Source organism: Buttiauxella agrestis ATCC 33320 (genome assembly GCF_000735355.1).
Taxonomy (GTDB): domain Bacteria; phylum Pseudomonadota; class Gammaproteobacteria; order Enterobacterales; family Enterobacteriaceae; genus Buttiauxella; species Buttiauxella agrestis.
In genome coordinates, this window is sequence record NZ_JMPI01000036.1 from 1 (window position 1) to 21,246 (window position 21,246).

Consider the following 21,246-nt stretch of genomic DNA (forward strand, 5'->3'; position numbering starts at 1 on the left):
CTCCTGGGGGAGAGGGTTAGGGTGAGGGCATAATGCGTTGCCGAATAACCACTGCCGGATTTCCCCGGCAAACGGCATTTGCCGGTAACGATTTATAAATACTGCTGCGAGCACCGACGACGGTGCCATTTCCAATCGTGACGCCAGGTGAAACAAAGACATCCGTGGCAAGCCAACATTTCTCACCAATAACAATTGGCGTGGCAGTAATATCGAAATGTTTGCTCATATAATCGTGACTGCCGGTACATAAATAACATTTTTGTGAAACGACAGAATTTGCTCCAATCGTTATTTCACCCAGCGTATATAACACGGCGTCATCGCCTACCCAGGCATAATCCCCGAGGGTTAATTTCCATGGGTAAGTAATTTTCACTGACGGACGAATCACAACACCTTTACCGATTCGTGCGCCAAACAAGCGTAATAAAAATGCCCGCCAGCGATATAACACTTGTGGTGACCAGGCAAATAATGTTGCTTGTACTGCCCACCAGAGTTGAACCTTAATAGAGTTTGCACCCCGAAAACCTTTCGGCACCGAGAAGCCATTCAATTCCTGCATAATATTTCCTACTTTTTCGTCGGATGTCGCTGACGCTAATCCGACCTACAGAATCAGGCTTTGTTATATAATGCTTTTGATTTTCCGGTGGTGCGTAAGCGGAGCTTATAAGACAACTCCGCAATAAAGCCTGGGACGTGTAATATTCTGCGCTGCACGCTTCTCGCATCACGGCACAACTCAATATTATTGGTGGTAGAAACACCGCCCATTGAAAATTCGGAGACAATCCCCTTGACGCGTTTAAATGCATAACCGCCTTTATACATTTTGGCCGCCAGGGCGTAATCCGAAGATACTTTGTATTGCAGGTCATACGGGTATTTGAGCAGACCATCCATAGGGAAAAATATTGCCTGATGGCTTGCTGGCAAACTGTGGTAAATATACCAACCCTGCTTTGCCCGACGCTCTATTTTTGTGCCGTCGCCAAAGTCTAATAATGCATCGCCAATGATCATGGCATTTTCTGTCAACGGCCTTTCAGCAAGCTGGCGGGCGACATTTACGATATCCTGATGGAAAACATCACCTGAGTTAAGGAACAACGCATAACGGCCCTGAGCCATATCAATGCCTTTGTTCATCGCATCATAAATGCCGTTATCTTTCTCACTCACGAACCGTAAGTTGTACTGCCCATTCAGGTTTTCCAGAAACTCGGCGGTACCATCTTGCGAGCCACCATCAACCACAATCCACTCAAATGTGATACCAGGCGCCTTCGCTAAATGGGCCAGCGACTGCCAGGTTTTTTCTATTCCGGCAAGATTTTTATAAGCAACCGTGATGACACTTAGCAGCATTGTTATTGACCTCAGGTGTTCGTAATATTGAGTGCTTTACGTAAAATAAACGGGCAAACAATTAAGAACGCATATTCAGGGCTAAAAATTGAACCGGTAAAAAACAGTGATACAGGGGTAAAGAGCCATAATTGCACACGGTAATTTTCATTATTACCAAATGCCGTACGCATCATTTTAATGACTTTCCACATATACCAAATTGTTAGTAATACCGCGAGCCATGAAAAATAAATAATTAGCAGATACAAACCATTGTCTACTGTTTTACCGACATCCGCACCGTTAAAGATTCCGAATGATGCGACATATTCATATAAAGATCCGAACCGCACTACCCCATCAATATTGGTCAATGAATGCCCGACCATCGCCAGAGGGCCAATAATACGATAATACGATGACGAACCTTCCGTTCCCAAATCACCGAGGCGTGTGGCGATATAAGGGAATGCGAATATTAACCCTACTAAAAACACGGAGAGAGAAATTATCGCTAATGGTAACTTCTTCTTTATTGCATTTTTATTAAGGTATTGAAATGCCCACTCAAGCAAATAGAACAGGATAAAAGTCATTACCCCTGAAAACGATCCGGAAAGCACTATCCCCAAAAGAATCATACCATCAGTTTTTGGTGTTTTGATACCGAACTGTTTGATACTGAGCCAAATTGAGATTAACGCCAGAGCGAAGAACGCCGGTTCAAAATAAAGAGCCGTGGTACGCTTACCGCCGAAGCTAATAAAGTTCAGAACATAGCTGTTACTGTATATAAGAAACTTCGAAATTTTCTCAATCAGGCTACTGCCACCAGTAAGGATAATCTGAGCCATTTCTGCTGCTGCCAACATCACAATAATGCCGACGACACCATAAAATAACCTTAATAACTTACGGTGATTACGTTGGGAAATAGTTTTGAAGCGGCAGCTCCACGTCATCGCCATGATCAGCACGATATAAACAAACAATAATGTCGAGGTGACATATTTGCTGGCATCCAGCGATTGACCAAAGATGTAGTTAAATGCGGTGAGTCCCGCACCGATGCCCAAAGCAATCATCAATTTTTTGACGCTAATGCGTTCAATGTACAAAAAGAGAATGGCGGGCAAGAAGGTGACTATCGTTATCGGGAAACTTTCTCCGAGTGAGGCCAACTTGACGTTGACCACCAGATAGATGAACGGCAGCAGCAGATAACTACAGATTCTGATAGAACGAGACATATTCCTCCAGCATCTGTTGTCCACTGAACGCCTGGCGACTCGCAGTTTTGAAACTCTGCAAATCCTTGCCAAACACCTGCTGGGCGAGCGCTTCTTTTGGCATTTTCACCAGTTCCAGCACGCGCATATCGCTAAAGGTTTTACCGTCGACTTTGCGCAGCACTTCATCGGCGGCGTCACTTTGTGTGGCGATAACCGGCACGCCAATCGACAGCGCTTCGCACAAAATCAGCGGGTAGTTATCCACCTGCGAACTGAACACCAGCGAGTCCATTTCATTAAGCTCACTCATCAGCGCTTTTTTGTCGCTCATGTAGCCGTGATTCACGACGTTCGGGCCATTAAACGGCGAGAATTTCCCGAAGGTGTGCAGTTCAATTTCATCCCCCAGCGCCATAATCGCCTGCACCAGCTGCTGGTTGGTTTTACCGTCATAACGTAAATCGTGTGCCACCACGGCCACTTTGGGCTTGTCACCCGCCGCACTCGTCAGCGGCAGTTCAGCCAGAATCGCTTCAGTTGCGACGTCGATTCCGTTGTTGATAATTTTGCAGCGCCCTGCCCCGTAGATACGATTAAAAGCATCAGCCACATGCTGGCTCGGGGAGATAAACTGGCAGCCCAGCGCTAACATTTCGCGGAACAACTGGCGTTTGGTGTCCACCAGCAAATGGGCGCGATCGGTTTTCACCGGCGGATAGTTATTTAGCGTCGGGCATTTCTGACAGCCGGTTTTCCAGCCATCGCATCCATCGAGGAACGCACAGCGCCCGGTAATGCTCCAGTGGTCGTGTAGCGTCCAGACAAAAGTGACATCTGCTTTATGGGCTTTCACGCGCTGGCAAAACGTCACCATCTCTTCCAGATTCAGCCAGTAGCTGTGGACCACATGGAAATGCAGAACCACCGGGCCGATGCTTCGGGTCACTTTGCGATACAGGTTATTGAGGTTGCCAAACGGGTCGCGGTTGAAAAAGCGGAACAGAATAATGTTGGCAATCGATGTGAGTCGCGGCGTGTGTTTTACTACGCCCGGGAATTTATCGTGGCTGGCGCTTTTCTTTCCGCCTTTGCCGTAACCATAGATAAAACGGGAGCTAAAACCGGCGGCGTTGGCGCGCTGATGAAGATCCAGCGCGACACCTGCCGCCCCGCCTTCAGCCAGGCGCACGTTGAATTGTAAGATATTCATTTTATAACCTTTACTTGCGCTTTCTGGCCGACGACCAGCGCATTGTCCGGCACGTTGTCCAGCACCACACTTCCTGCACCGACCACCACGTTATTACCCACCGTGATATCACCAATAATCACCACATTCGCGCCGAGTTCGACACCATTGCCAATCACCGGGCAATCATTGCTTTTGCTGCGATTGCCAATGGTGACGCCGTGGCGAATAGTGAAATCGTCTCCGGCAACCACGAACTTATTGATGACCACGGCATAACCGTGATGAATAGTAAAACGACGCCCGATGGTGGCGCCTGCCTGGATTTCATAGCCAAACAGGCATTCGGTGATAAAGCGATAAAGCAGGATGACCGGTGCCGCCCAGAGATTGTTGATGACGCTTTTTTTGCGCCACACCGAGCAAAAATGCGCGATGCGATAAGCCATCACCATGCAGCACGGGCGCAGGCTCCAGGAATTTGCGCGCAGATCTTCAAGCACGGTTATTTCCCCCGTAGTCCGTCGGCAAGACGTTTGGTGTTACGCACGCTCAACAGCGCTAATAACGTGCGTAAAGACATGCGTTTATTGCGGATTTGGTAGAGGGTAAACAGCTGGTATTTCTTGCTGGCCCGATCGAATTTATCTTTGTGTTTTCGGTAGAAGTGGAAGTACCCGGCGAATTTTTTCGGCGATTTGGTGATCTGCATTTCACCGTGATTAACATGCAAAATTTGCGTGGCTTCTTCCACTTTCCAGGGTTGACCGTACTCGACCACCATTCGCAGGAAGATGTCGTAGTCCTGAGCCGCAGCCAGTGTGGTATCAAACAGGCAAGCCTTGAAGCGACTGGCGTAGGTAAACACCTGATTACCAATAATATTTCGCTTATAAAACAGCTTTAATGAAAACGGTGATTTTGGGTACAACGGCAGACTGGCGGGCTGGGAATAAACCTGCCCTTCGCAGACGTAGTCGTTGGCGTATAAAAAGGCGTGTGTCACCAGTTGGTGTTTGTGCTCCAGAAAAACGGACAGGCGATTAGGCGTCCATTCGTCATCATCATCAATACCCGTGATCAATTCGCCCGTCGCCTGGCTGATGGCCTGGTTACGCACTGAACACGCGCCGGAGTTGAAATCATTGCGGGTGTAACGCACGCGCGCGTCACCGAGTTCTTCCACAAAGCGTTGGAGCTGTTCGTAGGATGAAGAGCAGTCGTCAACGATTAACATTTCCCAGTGTTCATAATCCTGGCGCAACACGGATTTAATGGCGCGGATTGCCAGCTGCTGACGATTCCATGTCGGCATATAAATAGAGATAAGTGGGTTATTCATGGCGCTCCCCCGAAAATCGTTTTTATTTATTGGTGGATGACGCTATCGCTTATCCACCCTACAGGGCGTGAAATGTAGGGCGGATAAGCAAAGCGTCATCCGCCAGCTGATGCCTGACTATTTCGCATCGGACTTATATTCGTATTCGTAGTAACCGTAATCTTCATATCCCGCCGCACGGCGGAAGATGGAGTTCAGGATAACGCCGCGGACGTTGATACCGTTTTGTTCAAAGCGGCTAAGGCTGGTTTCGACTTCTTTGAGCGTGTTCACCGCATAACGCGCCACCATCAAAGTGGTGCCTGCGTGGCGGCCCACAACGGCAGCATCGGTCACCGCGAGAATTGGCGGGGTATCGATCAATACCAGGTCGTAGTTCTTGCTTGCCCATGCAATCAGCTCGGCAAAGCGCTCGCTCATCAGCAGTTCAGAAGGGTTTGAAGGCACCACACCGCGCGGGATGAGGTCGAAATTAGGCACTGACGTTTTTTGCGCACAGCGGGTGATTTCCGCCTGCCCGGTCAGCACTTCGGCCAGGCCATTGTTGTTGGTGGTTCCGAGCAGTTCGTGGGTGTAGCCTTTGCGCATATCGCAGTCGATAAGCAACACGCGTTTGTTGGTCTGGCTAATTACGGCGGCCAGGTTGGCGCAGACAAAGGTTTTACCAATCGACGGGCTGACACCGGTGAGCATCAGAACATTGTTCGATGCCTGCATCATGGCGAAGTGCAGACTGGTGCGCAGGCTGCGAATGGCTTCGATGGCGAGATCCGTGGGATTGCCCACCGCCAGCAGTTGGCTTTGTTTATTGCGCTTCGCCGCTTTCACACCGCGAACCGTGGCGTTATCACGAGATTTCTGCCATTCGGAAAGTGGAATGCTGGCGTAAACACCAATCCCCGCCTCTTCCAGCACCGCCGGGCTTTCGATGCCACGGTTGAACAGCGAGCGTAGCAGCACGCCCATAATAGAAAGCATCAGGCCAAGAATAATGCTGCCGAGAATAATCAACGCCCGTTGCGGTTTAACCATTCCAGGCTGCGCAATCGCCGCATCAACAATGCGTACATCGCCCACGGTGCTGGCTTCGGTGATTTTCAGCTCTTGCTGTTTGTTCAGCAATTGCATGTAAACCTGCTGGCCGGATTCCACATCACGCGTCAAACGCACGATTTCTTGTTGGGTTTTCGGCATGGCCGTCACACGACCATTCAGACGCGCTTTCTCATCTTCCAGCGTTTTACGTTTTTCCAGCAGCGTGCGGTACGCCGGGTGAACTTTGGTATATAGCTTGGAAATTTCAGCTTCTTTGAAGGTCAACTCGTTAAGCTGCGCGTCAATGTTCACCATGGTGTCGAGCACAGATTTCGCTTCAAGCGACAAATCAACCGAATCTTGCTGTTGGCGATAGGCGTTGAGCTTGTTTTCAGCGGCATCCAGACGCGTGCGCACTTCTGGCAATTGTTCGGCAAGGAACTTCAGGCTTTTCGCCGCTTCTTCCGATTTGCGCTGTACGTTCTGCTCAAGATAATTGCGCGTGATGCTGTCGAGGATATCGCGAATTTTATCCCGGTCTTCACCGGTGTAAGAAAGGCTTAATACCCCGGTATCTTTACCGTTTTCAGCGACCACCAGGTTGCCCTGTAGCTGGTTGATCATGCCAAGCGTGGAATATTTTGTGACGGTAAAGGTATCGCCCACTTGCGCTTTAATCGCACTCACGTTCATGGTGATGCCATCTTTGCTGAGGGTTTGCCCGACCTGCCCTTTGGCGCTAAATCCGTTATCACTGGTGAGCTGATATTGCGTTGGGCTAGTGACTTCGACGGTGAAGATATTTTTGCCCTGCCCCGCTGGGAGGTTAAAAGTATCGACCACAACGGTGTCATTTTGGCGACCCTGCAAGCGGTCCCAACCCGCGCCCAATAACCAGAAGCTGTTTTTCTCCACCGCAATATCAAGGTTGAGATCGTCAACCGTTTTGCCTAATACCAGGCGCGATTGAATCAGCTGCATTTCCGCAGCAGATGCTGGCGGTTTGTTTGAGAGCGCGGAGCTGATGTCGTTGACCAGCGAGTTACCGGCGTTTTGTTCAATTTGCACCAGCGCATCGGCTTTATAGATGGGTGTGGCAAACATCGCGTAGACGGTGGCAAGAATGGCGAAGACGGCGGTGATCCCCAAAACCCACCAGCGGGCTTCGAGAACCGTGCCAAACAATCGGCCAATATCAATTTCGTCATTGCCCTCAGTCGGGGCGCTCGGACGGCGTGATTTTTCTGTCATTGTTATCCCTGATGAGCGTTGAGTGCGTTAGCCCATTTCTGAGCGCTCTGGTCCAGAAGACCGTAAACCGCTTCAAAAGCGTCGTGGCTTTTGCGATACGGATCGGGAATTTCCCGTTCCGCATCCCAGTGACCGAACAGCATCACTTTGCCGCGCATCTCTGGAGCCATTTCGCAAATTGCGGAGATATGGCGTTTTTCCATGGCGAGGATCAGGTCGTATTCGCGGCACATTTTTCCGGAGACCTGCTTCGCACAATGCCCCTCAAGCGAGAGGTTGTGCTGCTCGGCCACGCGGATAGCGCCCACATCCGCCCCTTTTCCCACCAGCGCCCCAAGCCCTGCGGAAGTCACAGTAAGCTGCGGATGGTAATTTTTTAATAACCGCTCAGCGGTTGGGGAACGGCAAATATTCCCCACACAAACAACCAGAATTTTGTTGAACATAGCGCGTTACCAGGTATGGATATCTTTGGCGGTATCCGTCATATAACGAACGCCACTGATGGTTGGCAGCAGTTGGTTGATCAGGCGATTCCAACGCGTGACTGGTGCGGTGGTCACATACACCACGTCGTAAGGTTGCAGCTGGAATTCGGTGCCCATCACCAGCGAGGTCGCATCGGACATATCAAGCTGATAAATGTTGGCGATTTTGCCGCCCTGCTTCTCTTTGATTGGGCGAATAACGAAGATGCCGCTGGCATTAGATGAGGTCATATCCAGACCTTCGGCCTGGCCGAGCGCTTCGGTCAGCGTCATGCCGCTGAAGTCCATTTTGAGGGTGGTTTGTTTCTTCACTTCACCCATCACGAACACTTTCAGGTCGTCATTGCGCGGCACGAATAAAATGTCGCCAGGGTACAGAAGATGGTTCTGGCTCAGGTCGCCGTTTTGCATCAGGGCTTGCAGAGAAATGCGCTTTTCCTGGCCGTTGTGCGTCAGCACCACGTTGCGCCAGTCGGCGGCATCCGTCAGGCCACCTGCGGCATTGATCGCATCCAGAACGGTAAGCGGAACGTTGGTAATCGCCTGTTGCCCTGATTTGTTGACCTGGCCCGAGACGTAGGCTTTTTGAGATCTGAACCCAGCGATATTAACGTCCACCTGCGGGTCTGCGATGTACGTCGCAAGGCGGCTGGTAATATCACTACGAATTTCAGAAAGGGTTTTACCCGTGACTTTTACTTTGCCGACATACGGATAGAACATCGTGCCGTCAGACTGCACCCAGTTACCGGCATCGCTTGAGCTACGATATTGGCCCGCAGGTGTGGTGAGTTCCGGGTGATCCCAGACGGTGACGTTCAGGACATCCCCTGGGCCAACACGATATTGGTAAGCTGCAATCTCCTGGTCCAGAGACATATTTGGCTGTGCCACCGCAGGGCGTACGCGTAATTGTTCAACCAGACGCGGCGTTAACGGATAAACGTTAACCATGCGATCCAGATTGAAGTCTGAATCCTGTTGCTTGATAACATCTTTCCCCATCGTAGACATATTGCTACCGGGGAGCACTGTGCAACCACTCATAAGGGTTACTGACACCAATAAAGGCATCAATTTAAGTTTGTATTTTATCATTGAGTATTTATCACTATGGCAGAGTAATTATCCTGAGCGAATAAAATAAGTGACTCGTTAGGTATTTGAATGAGGTCTGAATTTAAACCTGGTTGCCGCAGAAATATCTGGCATCAATCCTAAAAAAACTCTTATTTCCCGACATCCTATTGACAGAATAATTGAGGCTTATTCTCTGGCCTTCGGGCATGCTACCGCCCCTGGCTTACAGTCACCAACCTACTGAAAAAAGACAAGTTATAATGGGCAATCGTTACAGAAATTAAATTCAAAGAATTATCTTAGAAAATAAAACCTGCGGTGCCAGGTTAAATATCATGGCTTCAGCGAATATAAAAAATACATCTAATATCAGACACCGATATCGATTGTTACAGCTAACCCTATATCAGGCAAGGTTCCGCAGAAGGAGAACCTGACTTTTAAGATTAGTATTAACAGCACATTTACACGCGTTTAGGATTTTCTTTATATTGACAGAAAATTAATAAGTGATACGCCGAAAGGGAATATACAGAACTATCTCATGTAATTTTTAATATAAGAAAAGGCAATTACCCTTTATTTAGCAAAATATTAATTATTTACCCTGGTGATTAAGTGGAATTAAGCGAGGCAGGCACAATAATTCAGCATGAATGGATTATTCCCGCATCTGGCATTGCAATTTCCCCGGTGAGTATCCATCATTTCATTGTGACATTTGTCATCTTTAATGAGGTACTGACCGGCGTATGGAATGGATTGTCGACCCCTCAATCTGGGCAGGACTGGTGACTCTGGTCGTTATTGAATTGGTTCTGGGTATCGATAACCTGGTGTTTATCGCAATACTTGCCGAAAAACTTCCCCCGGCTCAGCGCGACCGTGCTCGTGTCACGGGGTTGATACTGGCGATGTTAATGCGTTTGCTGTTGCTGGCTTCTATTTCCTGGCTGGTAACGCTGACCCGTCCGCTGTTTCATCTCGGTGAACTGGCATTCAGCGCCAGGGATTTAATCATGCTGTTTGGCGGCCTGTTCTTGTTATTCAAAGCTACCGTCGAGCTAAACGAACGCCTTGAAGGTAAAGACAGCGAATCCCACACGCAGCGACGGGGGGCGCGCTTCTGGCCAGTGGTCGCACAAATCGTCGTTCTTGATGCGGTGTTTTCTCTCGACTCAGTGATTACCGCTGTGGGGATGGTCGACCATTTGCCCGTCATGATGGCTGCGGTGATCATCGCCATTTGTCTGATGCTGCTTGCCAGCAAAGCCCTGACGCGCTTTGTGAACAATCACCCAACCATCGTGATTTTGTGCCTGAGTTTTCTGTTGATGATTGGCTTTAGTCTGGTGGCCGACGGTTTTGGTTACCATATTCCGAAGGGCTATCTGTACGCCGCAATTGGTTTCTCGGTGATGATTGAGAGCCTGAATCAGCTCGCCATTTTCAATCGCCGTCGCTTCTTATCAGCCGACCAGTCATTGCGCCAGCGCACCGCCGAGGCTGTTTTAAGGCTCCTTAACGGTAAAAAGGAAGAAGCGGAGCTGGATGCGCAAACGGCATCGTTGATTGCTGACCACTCGCAACAGGATGAAATTTTTGAGCCTCAGGAACGATTGATGATTGAACGAGTGCTCAATCTGAACCGGCGTACCGTCAGCAGCATCATGACGTCACGCCATGATGTCGAGCACATCAAACTTGGCGATCCAGAGGAACAAACGCGCGCGTTGCTGGACAAAAATCAGCATACCCGCGTGGTCATTACTGGTGAAGGCGATGAAATTTTAGGTGTGGTGCACGTCATTGATTTGCTCCAGCAGTCGCTGAAGGGCGAGCCGCTTAATCTTGAGGCATTGATTCGCCAGCCACTGATATTCCCGGAAACGCTGCCGCTGTTGGCCGCGCTGGAACAGTTTCGCAATGGGCGCACGCACTTTGCCTTTGTGGTCGATGAATTTGGTTCCGTCGAAGGTGTGGTGACATTAAGTGACGTGATGGAGACCATCGCCGGTAACTTGCCCAACGAAATCGAAGAGATTGATGCGCGCCATGATATCCAGAAAAACCCGGACGGCACCTGGACAGCCAACGGGCATATGCCGCTCGAGGATTTAATCCAGTATGTGCCGCTGCCGCTTGATGAGAAACGTAACTATCACACCATCGCCGGTTTGCTGATGGAGTTACTGCAACATATTCCGGTTAGCGGGGAAGCAGTCCAGGTGGGGGATTTTCTGTTGCGCACGCTGCAAGTGGAAAGCCACCGGGTGCAGAAGGTGCAAATTGTGCCGCTCGAGGATGATGAAGAGATGGATTACGAAGTGTAAAACAAAAGAGAGAACCTTTCGGTTCTCTCTGAGGGTGATGACAAACTTGTCGTAGGTCGGATAAGCGCCAGCGTCATCCGACAAAAGCCGACATACATGGTGAATGACGTCTACGACTTATCCACCCTACAAAACAACGCTACAGATTATTTAGCAACTCTTTCACGTCTTTCGAATTTTTGCTGTCTTTGTGCTTATCCAGCCAGTCATTCAACCGACGTTTCGCTTCGCCCTGCAACTGCTTGCGCAGTGCCTGATCCACTTGCAGAGAGTAATTTAGCTTCTGCCACGGGCCGTAAACCCGAAGCGGAATAGGCGTGGTTTTCAGCACTTCAATCAGCTTGCTGTCCCCTTCCCAGCCTCCCAGCACCGTGACGTTAAACCGCGTGTCGCACTGCTGCTTAACCAGGTCCAGCGTCCCTTTGCCAGTGAGTTCCAGCATTGAAGACTTGCCCGACATGTTGCCGAGGGTGAGTTGACCGTTATCAAGGCTCGCCTGCGCTGCAAAACTTTCAAGCGTGGTGACGTTGTCATAGTTTTGCTGGGCCTGCACATCGCCATTACTGCGGGCAACGGCCTGCTGAATCATTTGCTGGAAGTTCATCCCCTGCATTGTGGTATTCGACATGGTGATGTTCGCATCGCCCTGCCAGCTGCGGCGGAATGCATCAGCATTGAGCTTGTCACCGCTAAAGTCGCCCTCCATCGACAGCAATCCTGTCAAAGCAATCGGATAATCGAAGGCAGTGAGGATCGGCCCAATTTCGATGTCAGTGACTTTCGGATTGAAGTTTAAACTCGGCTCGTTTTTACGCGCATCCAGAACGCCGGGGAATGACATGCTGCCTTTACCAAACTTGCCTGCCAGCTCTGAAACTTTCAGCAAACCATATTGGTTAGTCATCGCCGACTGAACATCGGTGAAGTCCAGCCCGCGCCAACGCACATTTCCCGCAGCAATTTTCACCTGTGCGCTGAAACCGCGCAGGCTCTGATAAGTGTTATCGTCTACGCCGGAGGCAATCACCGGGCGTGGCAAACTGCTTTGCTGTTGCGCCTGCTGCACGACTTTTGTGCTGGTCACGGCATTTTCAGCAACCAGCGCATCAAGATTCAGTTTACTGGAGCGCAGATCGAGCTGCCATTGAGGCTTATCTTCGAGCACTACACGCCCGTTACCTTGCAGGTCGCTATCGTTTGCCGTCAGTTGCAGCTGGTTAAATTCAAGAAGATGTTGCGGATCAGACCAACTGGCTGCGAAGGTCGCATTCCCGGCAATGCCACTGACCGGAAGGTCGGCACCGCGTAACTGGTAATCCAGCTTCGAGATATTCGCCGTGAGCTGTTGAGGGTAATTACTGGCGTCGAGGTCAGCCACCATAGAAAAATTCAGGTCGCGCTGATCGCGGTTAATGCGGCTGCTAAGCTCAATGTGCGCCAGCTTTCTGTCATTTTGTTCCATTTGCAGATTGATATTGCGCACGGTGATTTGTTCATCGCCGTCATGCTGAAACACCAGCACACTATCGGCAACTTTTAGCTTCGCAATATCAAACGACCAGCCACGGTCTTCAGCTGGCGGGGTAATGCCGGTTGATGGCCCAACGGGCGCATCTTTCGGACGACGCTCTTCAGTTTGCGGAGTGAGTTGAATCACCGCACCTTTGAGCATCACCTGCTGGACTTTCAACTGATGGGATAACAGCGGAACTAAAGCCACGTCGAGGCGCATGTTATCGGCACTGACCAACGGCTGGCTTGCCCCTGGAGCCGTCAGCGACATACGCCCTGATAAAATACTGAGCTGCGGCCAGACATGCCAACGCAGCGGGCCATCCAGATGAAGCTGATAACCGCTACGGGTTTCAACCTGGCGCACCATATATGCACGAAAATCATTGGGGTTAACCAACAATACCAACGCAGAAAGGCCGGCCACCAGCACGACCAGCAATATCATCAGCGTGGTTATAAATCGTTTCATACAGCCCTCATACAGATGGGAACTCAGTCCTTATCAATACGGCTTGCAACCGCACCTTGCTGATCGCGATACTTTGCATCCTGGCGGCTGTTGTAAGGACGTGCAGCCGGGCCAGAAAGGGGTTCAAAGCTTAGCGCGCCAATCATCATACCAGGACGTAAAGCCAAAGGCAGTTTACCGGAATTAAAGAACTCCAGTACGATGCAACCATGCCAGCCTGGGTCGATGCGGTGAGCCGTAACGTGAACCATCAAGCCTAAACGCGCTAAAGATGAACGGCCATCTAACCAACCGACTAAATCAGCAGGAATGGTCACGGACTCAAGCGTTACCGCTAAAGCCAGTTCGCCTGGATGCAGATAGAAAGCATCGCCTTCGCGGAGAACAATTTCGTCACTCATCACGCGCTCTAATGCTTCGCTCACTTCATCTTTAGGTCCGCTTAAGTCGATAAACGGAGCAGTATGGCCGCTGAAAGTACGGAATTTATTCCCCAGGCGCACATCAACGGTAGCACCGCTAATGCGTTCAACTGGCGGACGAGGGGTAATCGTTAAGCGCCCGTCATCAAGCCAGGCCTCTATATCGCGGTCACACAAACGCATTTCAGATGCTCCTTATCTCAAGCTCAGTTTTGTTTACCCTGCCACAGCGCGGCGCAGATAGCCACGCAACGACGGGTAAATAGCGGAATTTCATGATACCCGTCGTCTTTCACATTGCAGGTGCGGTGGTTTTTACGCCTGGAGATTACTCAAAGAACTGACTGATTTTCGCCTTAAGAATATCAATGGCAATACGGTTTTTACCCCCGCGCGGCACGATGATATCGGCATACTGCTTAGAAGGTTCAATGAATTGCAAGAACATCGGGCGAACGGTTTTCTGATATTGAGCCATAACGGAGTCCATGGAGCGGCCACGTTCGTTAACGTCACGCTTCATGCGGCGCATCAGGCAAATATCCAGCGGCGTATCAACAAAAATGGAGAAGTTCATCTCTTCGCGCAGACGGGCATCCGTCAGCAACAAAATCCCTTCCAGAATGATGACTTTCTTCGGCATTAAATGAACAGTGTTACCCGTGCGGGTGTGTTCCACGTAGCTGTAAACCGGGAGTTCAATTGGGTTTCCGGCTTTAAGCATTTGCAGGTGTTGGAACAACAAATTGTGATCCATCGCGTTAGGATGGTCATAGTTGGTCTTAACTCGTTCTTCCATCGAAAGATGGCTTTGGTCTTTGTAGTAACTGTCTTCTGGAATGACACCAATGTGTTCATCACCAACCTGATCGCGCAGTTCGCGATACAGTGTGCTGGCAATAAGACTTTTTCCTGAAGCCGACGCACCGGCTATCCCGATGATGACGCATTGATGGGACTTGTCAGTCATGTTGTAACGAGCCTTGTTGACTTAAATGTTGAGGAAGGGGGACGCAGATGCGTCAAACGCGGCAATTATAGGGAGATCCGCCCGCTGATACCAGAGCAATGCACGTTGGCGGGTGATTTTAGCTTTCAGGGTTAATCCAGCAATGCCCTTCCAATAACAGGGACAATTATCAAGAGATGAAAATAAGTATGTCTAATATCACTTTTTATTACCTCTTAATGTTAAATTATGACCAACCGACATAGGAAATGTAAATTGTTTGTACTAGCATAAACCGAAACTTATCTTTTTATTTGCATCCGGGCATGGCACCTGGCGGCACGCCTTAACGGATTTGCGGTAATGATCAAACAAAACACAAAAGAATTAATCGCAATGCCTTCCTTCATACTGCCAGTGGTATTAGGGTTTCTCAGCTTTATATTTACCCTGTATTCACTCGAATTATCCCTGGTTGGAACTGTTTTAGCGCCGCTTTGGTTCCCGACATCTCTCATGATGGTGGCTTTATTCCGCAATTCACTCCGTCAGTGGCCCATGGTTATTGGGGTTTGCGCTGTGGGGAGTTTATGCGCCACAGCAGTATTATTTCCCCTAAACGAAATTAATTTGGGCTATACCGCTATCAATATTATTGAAGCGGTGCTTGGTGCAACATTAATGCGCCGCCTGCTGCCACAGCATAATCCTCTCCAAAATTTGCATAATTGGGTTCGGCTGGTGATGTGCAGTGCCGTCATCCCGCCGATTGTCGGCGGTATACTGGCGGTATGGTTAGCCGGACCTGATGGCGGAAGCGTTGCCAAAACTTTTTTCGTCTGGATGCTATCCGAAATGATCGGCAGCCTGGCGCTGGTGCCCACCGCTTTATTGTTTAAACCCAGCACCCTTTTACGCCATAAAAATCCAAAATTATTATTAGAAACAATATTCACTTTTGTCATTACCCTGACGTTAAGTTATCTCGCCCTGCGTTATATGCCGTGGCCATTTACCTTTATTATTGTTTTCCTGATGTGGAGCGCTATTCGCCTGCCCCGCCTCGAAGCCTTTATTGTTTTCCTCGGCACGCTGATGGTGGTCTCATTAATGATGACCACCAACGGTCACATCGCGATGCAACAACCCCACACAACCGTCATGGATAATGCACCGTGGCTGCCGTTCCTGATGATTCTATTGCCTGCCAATGTGATGACCATGGTGATGTATTCATTTCGTGAAGAACGAAAACACATCACCGAAAGCGAAGCACGTTTTCGTAATGCCATGGAATATTCCGCTATCGGTATGGCGCTGGTTTCGACCGACGGGCAATGGTTGCAGGTGAATAAATCGCTGAGTAAATTCCTCGGTTACACCTCAGAGCAACTCCGTTCGCTCACCTTCCAGCAAATTACGCACCCGGAAGATTTACACGCCGACTTGCACCAGCTCAATATGTTGGTCAGCGGCAGTATCAATAGTTATTCAATGGAAAAACGTTACTACACCAGCAAAGGTGATGTGGTGTGGGCGCTGCTGGCGGTTTCCATTGTGCGAGATATTGACGGCACGCCACTCTATTTAATCGCCCAAATCGAAGACATTAACGATCTCAAGCACACCGAATGGGTGAACAAACGCCTGATGGAGCGCATCACGCTGGCCAATGAGGCCGGCGGTATTGGTATCTGGGAATGGGATCTTGGGACTGATGTGATCAGTTGGGACAAACGTATGTTTGATCTCTATGAGGTTCCGGCGCACCTGAAACCTACCTACGCATTGTGGCTGGAGCGTATTGTCGCTGATGATGCGCCTGCGGCTGAGAAAACGGTGCGCGATGCCTTGCAGGCTCGCGTGCCATTTAAGATGGAATATCGCATTCATGTCAAAGAAGGCATTCGCCATATTCGCTCTCTCGCCAACCGCGTACTGAATAAAAATGGTGACGTCGAGCGTTTGCTGGGCATCAACATGGATATGACCGAAGTGAAACAGCTGAACGAAGCGCTGTATCAGGAAAAAGAGCGTCTGCACATTACGCTGGACTCGATTGGCGAAGCGGTGATTTGTACTGATGTGGATATGAATATCACCTTTATGAATCCGATCGCCGAAAAGTTGAGCGGCTGGCCGCAGCAGCAAGCGGTTGGTCAACATATTCTGGCAATCCTACACATTACCTTTGGTGACAACGGCCCGGTAATGGAAAACATTCATAGCGGTGATTATTCCCGCGCGACGATTGAACACGATGTGGTTCTGCATTGCCGCAACGGTGGCAGCTACGACATTCACTACAGCATCACACCGCTGACCACACTTGATGGGCAAAGTATTGGCTCGGTGCTGGTTATTCAGGACGTCACCGAATCGCGTAAAATGCTCAAACAGCTGAGCTACAGCGCCTCACACGATGGGCTGACTCATCTGGCAAACCGGGTCAGCTTTGAAAACCACCTTAAACGCCTGCTGCAAAGTGCCGGAGAAAATCGTCAGCGCCACGCGTTAGTGTTTATCGATCTCGATCGCTTTAAAGCGGTGAACGATTCCGCGGGTCACGCGGCGGGCGATGCGCTGTTGCGTGAGCTTTCTTCTTTAATGCTCAGTATGTTACGCACTGGCGATTTCCTCGCGCGCCTGGGCGGCGATGAGTTTGGATTGCTGCTGCCGGATTGTTCGTCTGACAATGCGCGACATATTTCGGAACGGATTATCCAAAGCATCAATGATTACCACTTTACGTGGAACGGGCGTTTACATCGCATTGGTGCCAGCGCCGGGATCACGCAAATTGATGCCGATAATCGCCTGGCATCTGAGGTGCTTTCCCAGGCAGATATCGCCTGTTATGCCTCAAAAAATGGTGGCCGTGGCCGGGTAACAGTCTTTGAATCTTCCCAGCATGACATCCGCAAAGATGGCCAAAACATCACCCTTGCCGAGCAAAAATCTATCATCAATGATAATCCGATCTTGATGATTGCCCTTGGTGTAGCACCTCCGCGCATCCCGGAGACAACCAGCTTCTATCTGCTTTCGCTGCGCTTCTGGGGCAACGACGGCGTGGTCATTGACGAGAAAACGTTCCGCACAGCCGTCACCGATGCTGAGTTGCACTGCGCGCTCGATCTGCGGATCTTCAACGAATTCTTCAGCAAGTTTTCTCAGTCCGTAACCAACAAAGGCTTTGGCGTCGCCCTTGCCCTCTCCTCTCACAGCCTGCCGTGTGACAAGGTCGTTGACGAATTGCTGGCACTGTTCGCACGAAGCGCGCTCCCAACCCGCTTGTTGCACCTGATGGTGCATTGCGAAGTACTCCAGAACGACGATGAAAAAATCGAAAGAAACCTGAAAAGGCTGCATGACAGCGGCTGTCAGTTGATTCTTAGCCATGTGGGGCGTGACCTGGATATCTTTAAACGTGTTGCGCGCCAATACTTCAGTTACATCATTGTCGATGAAGAACTGATTCAGAACGTGCATTGCAACCTGATGGACGAAATGATGGTGACGATTATTCAGGGTCACGCACAGCGCCAGACGCTGCAAACTATCGCAGGCCCGGCGGATATCCCGATGGTGATGGATACGCTGTCAGGAATTGGCGTCGATCTGATATTTGGCGAAGCAGTCACTCAACCGTTACCGCTGGAGATGCTGCTCAACTCCAGTTATTTCGCCATCAATTGACGGGAACCCAGCCGTCGCTATACCAGATATGCAACAGCGCGTATGAGCGCCAGGGTTTCCAGCGCTCCGCATAACGGCGGATTTGCGCGGGCGTCATACCAGGGAAGCGTTGTTTAATCAGGTAATCATCGGGCAAGAAAACATCTTTGGCTTGCCAGCCCCGTAGCGCAATGTAGTTTGCCGTCCAGCGCCCAATCCCCGGATACGTGGTTAACACTTTAACGCCCCTCTCAACATCCACAGGGCTGTTAAGCGGAAACTCACCATTCACCATGAGTTGCGCAAGATGAATAATGGCTTCGCCGCGTTTTAACGGCATTCCGAGCTGTTTTAGCTGCTCAGGTTGTAACGCGGCCAGCTTTTGGGGCGTGGGAAAAACAAACCACTCAGGATTTTCCACCAGCGGTTCGCCAAAAGCCTGCGCCAGTTTACTGGTAAGTTTCGCCGCCATCGCCACACTGACGAGCTGCCCTAAAATCGCGCGAATAGATTGCTCGAAAGTGTCCATACAACCCGGTAAGCGCAAACCGGGACGTGCCGCCGACAATTCCCCCAGGCTTTCCAGAATGGTGTGCGGCTGGCAATCGAGATCCAACAGTTGCCTGATGCGTTGCAAAACTTCCTGCGCCACCGGCTGCAACCCTTCGCTTAATGTCACGTTTAGCTGGCAGCGTGCTTCATCAGGTTCCAGCGTGAGCAGACCCTGATGATCCCCCAAAGCAAAGCTGCGGCAATACTGCTCTTCGGTAACAATCTCTATGCCGTTAACCGCACGCCCGGCAAGAAAACCAAACATCCAATTCCAGTCGTACGGCGGGTTGTAGTTCAGTTGATACATTTTCTTGTCCTATTGTTTAGTCTTAGTAATTCCGCTAAAGTCGCCCCCCTTCTTCACCGGCATGGGGATTTTATGCAATTTATAGGCTTCGATTATGGTACTGCAAACTGCTCTGTGGCAGTGATGCGCGATGGTGTTCCGCAAGCACTGGAGATGGAAAACGGCTCGACGCTGCTTCCTTCAATGTTGTGCGCCCCGACGCGTGAGTCAGTCAGTGAATGGCTATATCGCCATCATGAAGTCCCGGCTACCGGCACTGAAACTCAGGCGTTGTTGCGCCGTGCAGTCTCCTTTAACCGCGATGAAGACATCGACGTTTTGCCAGGCAGTGTGCAATTCGGGCTGAGTTCCCTGCGCCAGTACATGGAAGATCCTGAAGAAGTTTACTTCGTTAAATCACCTAAATCTTTCCTCGGTGCTACCGGTTTAAAACCGCAGCAGGTCGCCGTGTTTGAAGATTTGGTTTGCGCCATGATGCTACACATTCGCAAACAGGCACAAAGCCAGGTTGCCGAGCCAATTACCCAGGCCGTGATCGGCCGCCCGATAAACTTCCAGGGCTTAGGTGGCGATGAAGCAAACCAGCAGGCGCAAGGTATCCTTGAACGCGCTGCACATCGCGCAGGTTTTAAAGACGTGGTGTTCCAGTTCGAGCCCGTCGCCGCAGGGCTTGATTTTGAAGCGACGTTAACCGAAGAAAAACAGGTACTGGTCGTCGATATCGGCGGCGGGACAACCGACTGTTCAGTGTTATTGATGGGGCCGCAATGGCGCGCTCGTCGCGACCGCGAACAGAGTTTACTCGGCCACAGCGGTTGCCGCGTTGGCGGTAACGATCTCGACATTATGCTGGCGTTTAAGCAGCTTTCTCCGTTGCTGGGAATGGGCGGCCAAACCGAAAAAGGTATCGCGCTGCCGGTATTGCCGTGGTGGAATGCGGTGGCAATCAACGACGTGCCTGCGCAAAACGATTTCTACAGCAGCGCCAACGGTCGCATGCTAAACGAGTTGGTACGCGATTCGCGTGAACCCGAGAAAGTGGCATTCCTGCAAAAAGTGTGGCGTCAGCGACTCAGTTATCGCCTGGTGCGTGCTGCTGAAGAGAGCAAAATTGCGCTGTCCGACAGCAAACAAGTCGCCACTATGTTGCCGTTTATCAGCAAAGAGCTGGGTTGCGAAATTACCCAACCAGAACTGGAAATGGCGATTAGCCAGCCGCTGCAACGCATCATGGAGCAAGTCACGCTTGCGTTGGAAAACAGCGCCGTGAAGCCTGATGTCATTTATCTGACCGGGGGAAGTGCGCGTTCGCCGCTGCTTAAACACGCTCTGGCACAGCAGTTACCGGGCATTCCATTAGCCGGAGGCGATGATTTCGGCTCCGTAACCGCAGGCCTCGCCCGCTGGGCTGATGTGGTGTTCCGCGATTAATCAATGCGCCGTGGGGAAACTCACGGCGTTTTAAATCTTGAAGACTTTATTGCCTTCCGGCAGTTGTACCAGCAAGGAAAGTTTCCCCCCCATAGCCTCGATATAACGTTTCAGAGTTAATACTTTTAGGTCATTGCCGCGTTGTTCAATGGCAGTGATCGCAGGCTGACTCACCCCCATTTTTTCCGCTACCTGTTTTTGAGAAAGTGAAAGCTCTTCACGCATCAATTGCAAGCCTGTTTCCAGAACCAGTACCTGGGCCATGTGCCAGATATCAGCCTGGTCTTCAGCTGAAAATTCGGATATCACGTCCTGTAATGTCTTCATTTATTTTTCTCCAGTTCAGCTAAATGCCGGGAAAACTGTTCATCCGCTTTCCTGATCAAGTCAAAATAAAAATACTTACGTCCGGATTTATCAGTGTCGCAGTCAACCTTTTCTTCAAACTGGCAGGCTGCTCGTGATACCAAAGATAAAAATCCTGAGTAAAGATTACCGTCCATGTCATACATTCACCTCATAAACTATAGTTTATATTTAAAGTATAAACCACAGTTTATTAGCGAAGATTCAAACAGGAAATTATTTAGCCGCATTCCTTCGAGGATGTACGCAAA

Annotated in this window: 18 protein-coding genes; 3 read left to right on the forward strand and 15 right to left on the reverse strand. The window is 50.1% G+C overall.

All coding sequences use genetic code 11. From position 1 onward, the window contains the following. Nucleotides 1–16: 16 nt before the first annotated feature. The 9 genes from wcaF to GBAG_RS12900 all read right to left on the reverse strand — a co-directional run bounded on the left by wcaF (nucleotide 17) and on the right by GBAG_RS12900 (nucleotide 8,991). Nucleotides 17–568, reverse strand: a complete 552-nt coding sequence (gene wcaF, locus GBAG_RS12860; RefSeq protein WP_034496637.1) for a colanic acid biosynthesis acetyltransferase WcaF — start codon at nucleotides 566–568, stop codon at nucleotides 17–19. A gap of 53 nt (nucleotides 569–621) precedes the next feature. After that, complete coding sequence (gene wcaE / locus GBAG_RS12865) at nucleotides 622–1,374, reverse strand: colanic acid biosynthesis glycosyltransferase WcaE (RefSeq protein WP_034496640.1); 753 nt, start codon at nucleotides 1,372–1,374, stop codon at nucleotides 622–624. Nucleotides 1,375–1,385: 11 nt separating this feature from the next. Next, the gene (gene wcaD, locus GBAG_RS12870; RefSeq protein WP_034496642.1) at nucleotides 1,386–2,606 is read right to left on the reverse strand and encodes a colanic acid polymerase WcaD; all 1,221 of its coding nucleotides are present in this window, start codon (nucleotides 2,604–2,606) and stop codon (nucleotides 1,386–1,388) included. After that, on the reverse strand, nucleotides 2,581–3,798 hold the full coding sequence (locus tag GBAG_RS12875; RefSeq protein WP_034496643.1) for a glycosyltransferase: 1,218 nt from the start codon (nucleotides 3,796–3,798) through the stop codon (nucleotides 2,581–2,583). The genes wcaD and GBAG_RS12875 overlap by 26 nt, the downstream gene beginning before the upstream one ends. After that, nucleotides 3,795–4,280: a colanic acid biosynthesis acetyltransferase WcaB gene (wcaB, locus tag GBAG_RS12880; RefSeq protein ID WP_034496645.1), complete on the reverse strand. Its 486-nt coding sequence runs from the start codon at nucleotides 4,278–4,280 to the stop codon at nucleotides 3,795–3,797. The genes GBAG_RS12875 and wcaB overlap by 4 nt, the downstream gene beginning before the upstream one ends. A gap of 2 nt (nucleotides 4,281–4,282) precedes the next feature. Then, nucleotides 4,283–5,119 carry a colanic acid biosynthesis glycosyltransferase WcaA gene (wcaA, locus tag GBAG_RS12885; RefSeq protein WP_034496648.1) on the reverse strand — a complete coding sequence of 279 codons (837 nt, stop codon included), beginning with the start codon at nucleotides 5,117–5,119 and terminating at the stop codon, nucleotides 4,283–4,285. Between the two features lie 117 nt (nucleotides 5,120–5,236). Continuing rightward, nucleotides 5,237–7,405, reverse strand: coding sequence for a tyrosine-protein kinase Wzc (gene wzc, locus GBAG_RS12890; protein ID WP_034496651.1), 2,169 nt, complete (start codon nucleotides 7,403–7,405; stop codon nucleotides 5,237–5,239). 2 nt (nucleotides 7,406–7,407) lie between these two features. Continuing rightward, nucleotides 7,408–7,851: a low molecular weight protein-tyrosine-phosphatase Wzb gene (wzb, locus tag GBAG_RS12895; RefSeq protein WP_034496653.1), complete on the reverse strand. Its 444-nt coding sequence runs from the start codon at nucleotides 7,849–7,851 to the stop codon at nucleotides 7,408–7,410. A gap of 6 nt (nucleotides 7,852–7,857) precedes the next feature. Continuing rightward, complete coding sequence (locus tag GBAG_RS12900; protein ID WP_034496656.1) at nucleotides 7,858–8,991, reverse strand: polysaccharide export protein; 1,134 nt, start codon at nucleotides 8,989–8,991, stop codon at nucleotides 7,858–7,860. A gap of 734 nt (nucleotides 8,992–9,725) precedes the next feature. Between GBAG_RS12900 and GBAG_RS12905 the strand changes: the two genes are divergently transcribed. Then, a complete protein-coding gene (locus GBAG_RS12905) occupies nucleotides 9,726–11,306 on the forward strand; it encodes a TerC family protein (RefSeq protein WP_034496659.1) in 1,581 nt (526 codons plus the stop codon). Nucleotides 11,307–11,445: 139 nt separating this feature from the next. On the opposite strand, the gene asmA is transcribed toward GBAG_RS12905, so the two are convergent. From asmA to udk, 3 genes are all read right to left on the reverse strand, one after another. Continuing rightward, complete coding sequence (gene asmA, locus GBAG_RS12910; RefSeq protein WP_034496662.1) at nucleotides 11,446–13,290, reverse strand: outer membrane assembly protein AsmA; 1,845 nt, start codon at nucleotides 13,288–13,290, stop codon at nucleotides 11,446–11,448. A gap of 23 nt (nucleotides 13,291–13,313) precedes the next feature. Then, the gene (dcd, locus tag GBAG_RS12915; RefSeq protein WP_034496664.1) at nucleotides 13,314–13,895 is read right to left on the reverse strand and encodes a dCTP deaminase; all 582 of its coding nucleotides are present in this window, start codon (nucleotides 13,893–13,895) and stop codon (nucleotides 13,314–13,316) included. Between the two features lie 145 nt (nucleotides 13,896–14,040). Then, nucleotides 14,041–14,682 carry a uridine kinase gene (gene udk, locus GBAG_RS12920; protein WP_034496665.1) on the reverse strand — a complete coding sequence of 214 codons (642 nt, stop codon included), beginning with the start codon at nucleotides 14,680–14,682 and terminating at the stop codon, nucleotides 14,041–14,043. Between the two features lie 342 nt (nucleotides 14,683–15,024). Here udk and GBAG_RS12925 point away from each other — a divergent pair, with 342 nt between their 5' ends. Beyond that, the gene (locus GBAG_RS12925; RefSeq protein WP_034496667.1) at nucleotides 15,025–18,360 is read left to right on the forward strand and encodes a diguanylate cyclase; all 3,336 of its coding nucleotides are present in this window, start codon (nucleotides 15,025–15,027) and stop codon (nucleotides 18,358–18,360) included. Here the strand turns inward: GBAG_RS12925 and alkA are convergent. Beyond that, nucleotides 18,353–19,198, reverse strand: coding sequence for a DNA-3-methyladenine glycosylase 2 (alkA, locus tag GBAG_RS12930; protein WP_034496670.1), 846 nt, complete (start codon nucleotides 19,196–19,198; stop codon nucleotides 18,353–18,355). The two genes, GBAG_RS12925 and alkA, sit on opposite strands and share 8 nt — an antisense overlap. A 72-nt stretch (nucleotides 19,199–19,270) precedes the next feature. Between alkA and yegD the strand changes: the two genes are divergently transcribed. Then, nucleotides 19,271–20,629, forward strand: coding sequence for a molecular chaperone (yegD, locus tag GBAG_RS12935; RefSeq protein WP_034496673.1), 1,359 nt, complete (start codon nucleotides 19,271–19,273; stop codon nucleotides 20,627–20,629). 30 nt (nucleotides 20,630–20,659) lie between these two features. Here the strand turns inward: yegD and GBAG_RS12940 are convergent, their stop codons facing one another. Both GBAG_RS12940 and GBAG_RS12945 read right to left on the reverse strand, forming a co-directional pair. After that, nucleotides 20,660–20,956 carry a helix-turn-helix domain-containing protein gene (locus tag GBAG_RS12940; RefSeq protein WP_034496675.1) on the reverse strand — a complete coding sequence of 99 codons (297 nt, stop codon included), beginning with the start codon at nucleotides 20,954–20,956 and terminating at the stop codon, nucleotides 20,660–20,662. Beyond that, nucleotides 20,953–21,132, reverse strand: a complete 180-nt coding sequence (locus GBAG_RS12945; protein WP_034496677.1) for a hypothetical protein — start codon at nucleotides 21,130–21,132, stop codon at nucleotides 20,953–20,955. Before GBAG_RS12945 ends, GBAG_RS12940 begins: the two co-directional genes overlap by 4 nt. Nucleotides 21,133–21,246: the final 114 nt, after the last annotated feature.

Bases quoted from the DNA above. Each gene is read 5' to 3' on its own strand.
- wzb (WP_034496653.1), bottom strand. From the start codon at position 7,851: ATGTTCAACAAAATTCTGGTTGTTTGTGTGGGGAATATTTGCCGTTCC.
- GBAG_RS12925 (WP_034496667.1), top strand. From the start codon at position 15,025: ATGATCAAACAAAACACAAAAGAATTAATCGCAATGCCTTCCTTCATA.
- wcaD (WP_034496642.1), bottom strand. From the start codon at position 2,606: ATGTCTCGTTCTATCAGAATCTGTAGTTATCTGCTGCTGCCGTTCATC.
- alkA (WP_034496670.1), bottom strand. From the start codon at position 19,198: ATGTATCAACTGAACTACAACCCGCCGTACGACTGGAATTGGATGTTT.
- asmA (WP_034496662.1), bottom strand. From the start codon at position 13,290: ATGAAACGATTTATAACCACGCTGATGATATTGCTGGTCGTGCTGGTG.
- GBAG_RS12875 (WP_034496643.1), bottom strand. From the start codon at position 3,798: ATGAATATCTTACAATTCAACGTGCGCCTGGCTGAAGGCGGGGCGGCA.
- GBAG_RS12940 (WP_034496675.1), bottom strand. From the start codon at position 20,956: ATGAAGACATTACAGGACGTGATATCCGAATTTTCAGCTGAAGACCAG.
- udk (WP_034496665.1), bottom strand. From the start codon at position 14,682: ATGACTGACAAGTCCCATCAATGCGTCATCATCGGGATAGCCGGTGCG.
- wcaA (WP_034496648.1), bottom strand. From the start codon at position 5,119: ATGAATAACCCACTTATCTCTATTTATATGCCGACATGGAATCGTCAG.
- wzc (WP_034496651.1), bottom strand. From the start codon at position 7,405: ATGACAGAAAAATCACGCCGTCCGAGCGCCCCGACTGAGGGCAATGAC.
- wcaF (WP_034496637.1), bottom strand. From the start codon at position 568: ATGCAGGAATTGAATGGCTTCTCGGTGCCGAAAGGTTTTCGGGGTGCA.
- yegD (WP_034496673.1), top strand. From the start codon at position 19,271: ATGCAATTTATAGGCTTCGATTATGGTACTGCAAACTGCTCTGTGGCA.
- dcd (WP_034496664.1), bottom strand. From the start codon at position 13,895: ATGCGTTTGTGTGACCGCGATATAGAGGCCTGGCTTGATGACGGGCGC.
- GBAG_RS12900 (WP_034496656.1), bottom strand. From the start codon at position 8,991: ATGATAAAATACAAACTTAAATTGATGCCTTTATTGGTGTCAGTAACC.
- wcaE (WP_034496640.1), bottom strand. From the start codon at position 1,374: ATGCTGCTAAGTGTCATCACGGTTGCTTATAAAAATCTTGCCGGAATA.
- GBAG_RS12905 (WP_034496659.1), top strand. From the start codon at position 9,726: ATGGAATGGATTGTCGACCCCTCAATCTGGGCAGGACTGGTGACTCTG.
- GBAG_RS12945 (WP_034496677.1), bottom strand. From the start codon at position 21,132: ATGGACGGTAATCTTTACTCAGGATTTTTATCTTTGGTATCACGAGCA.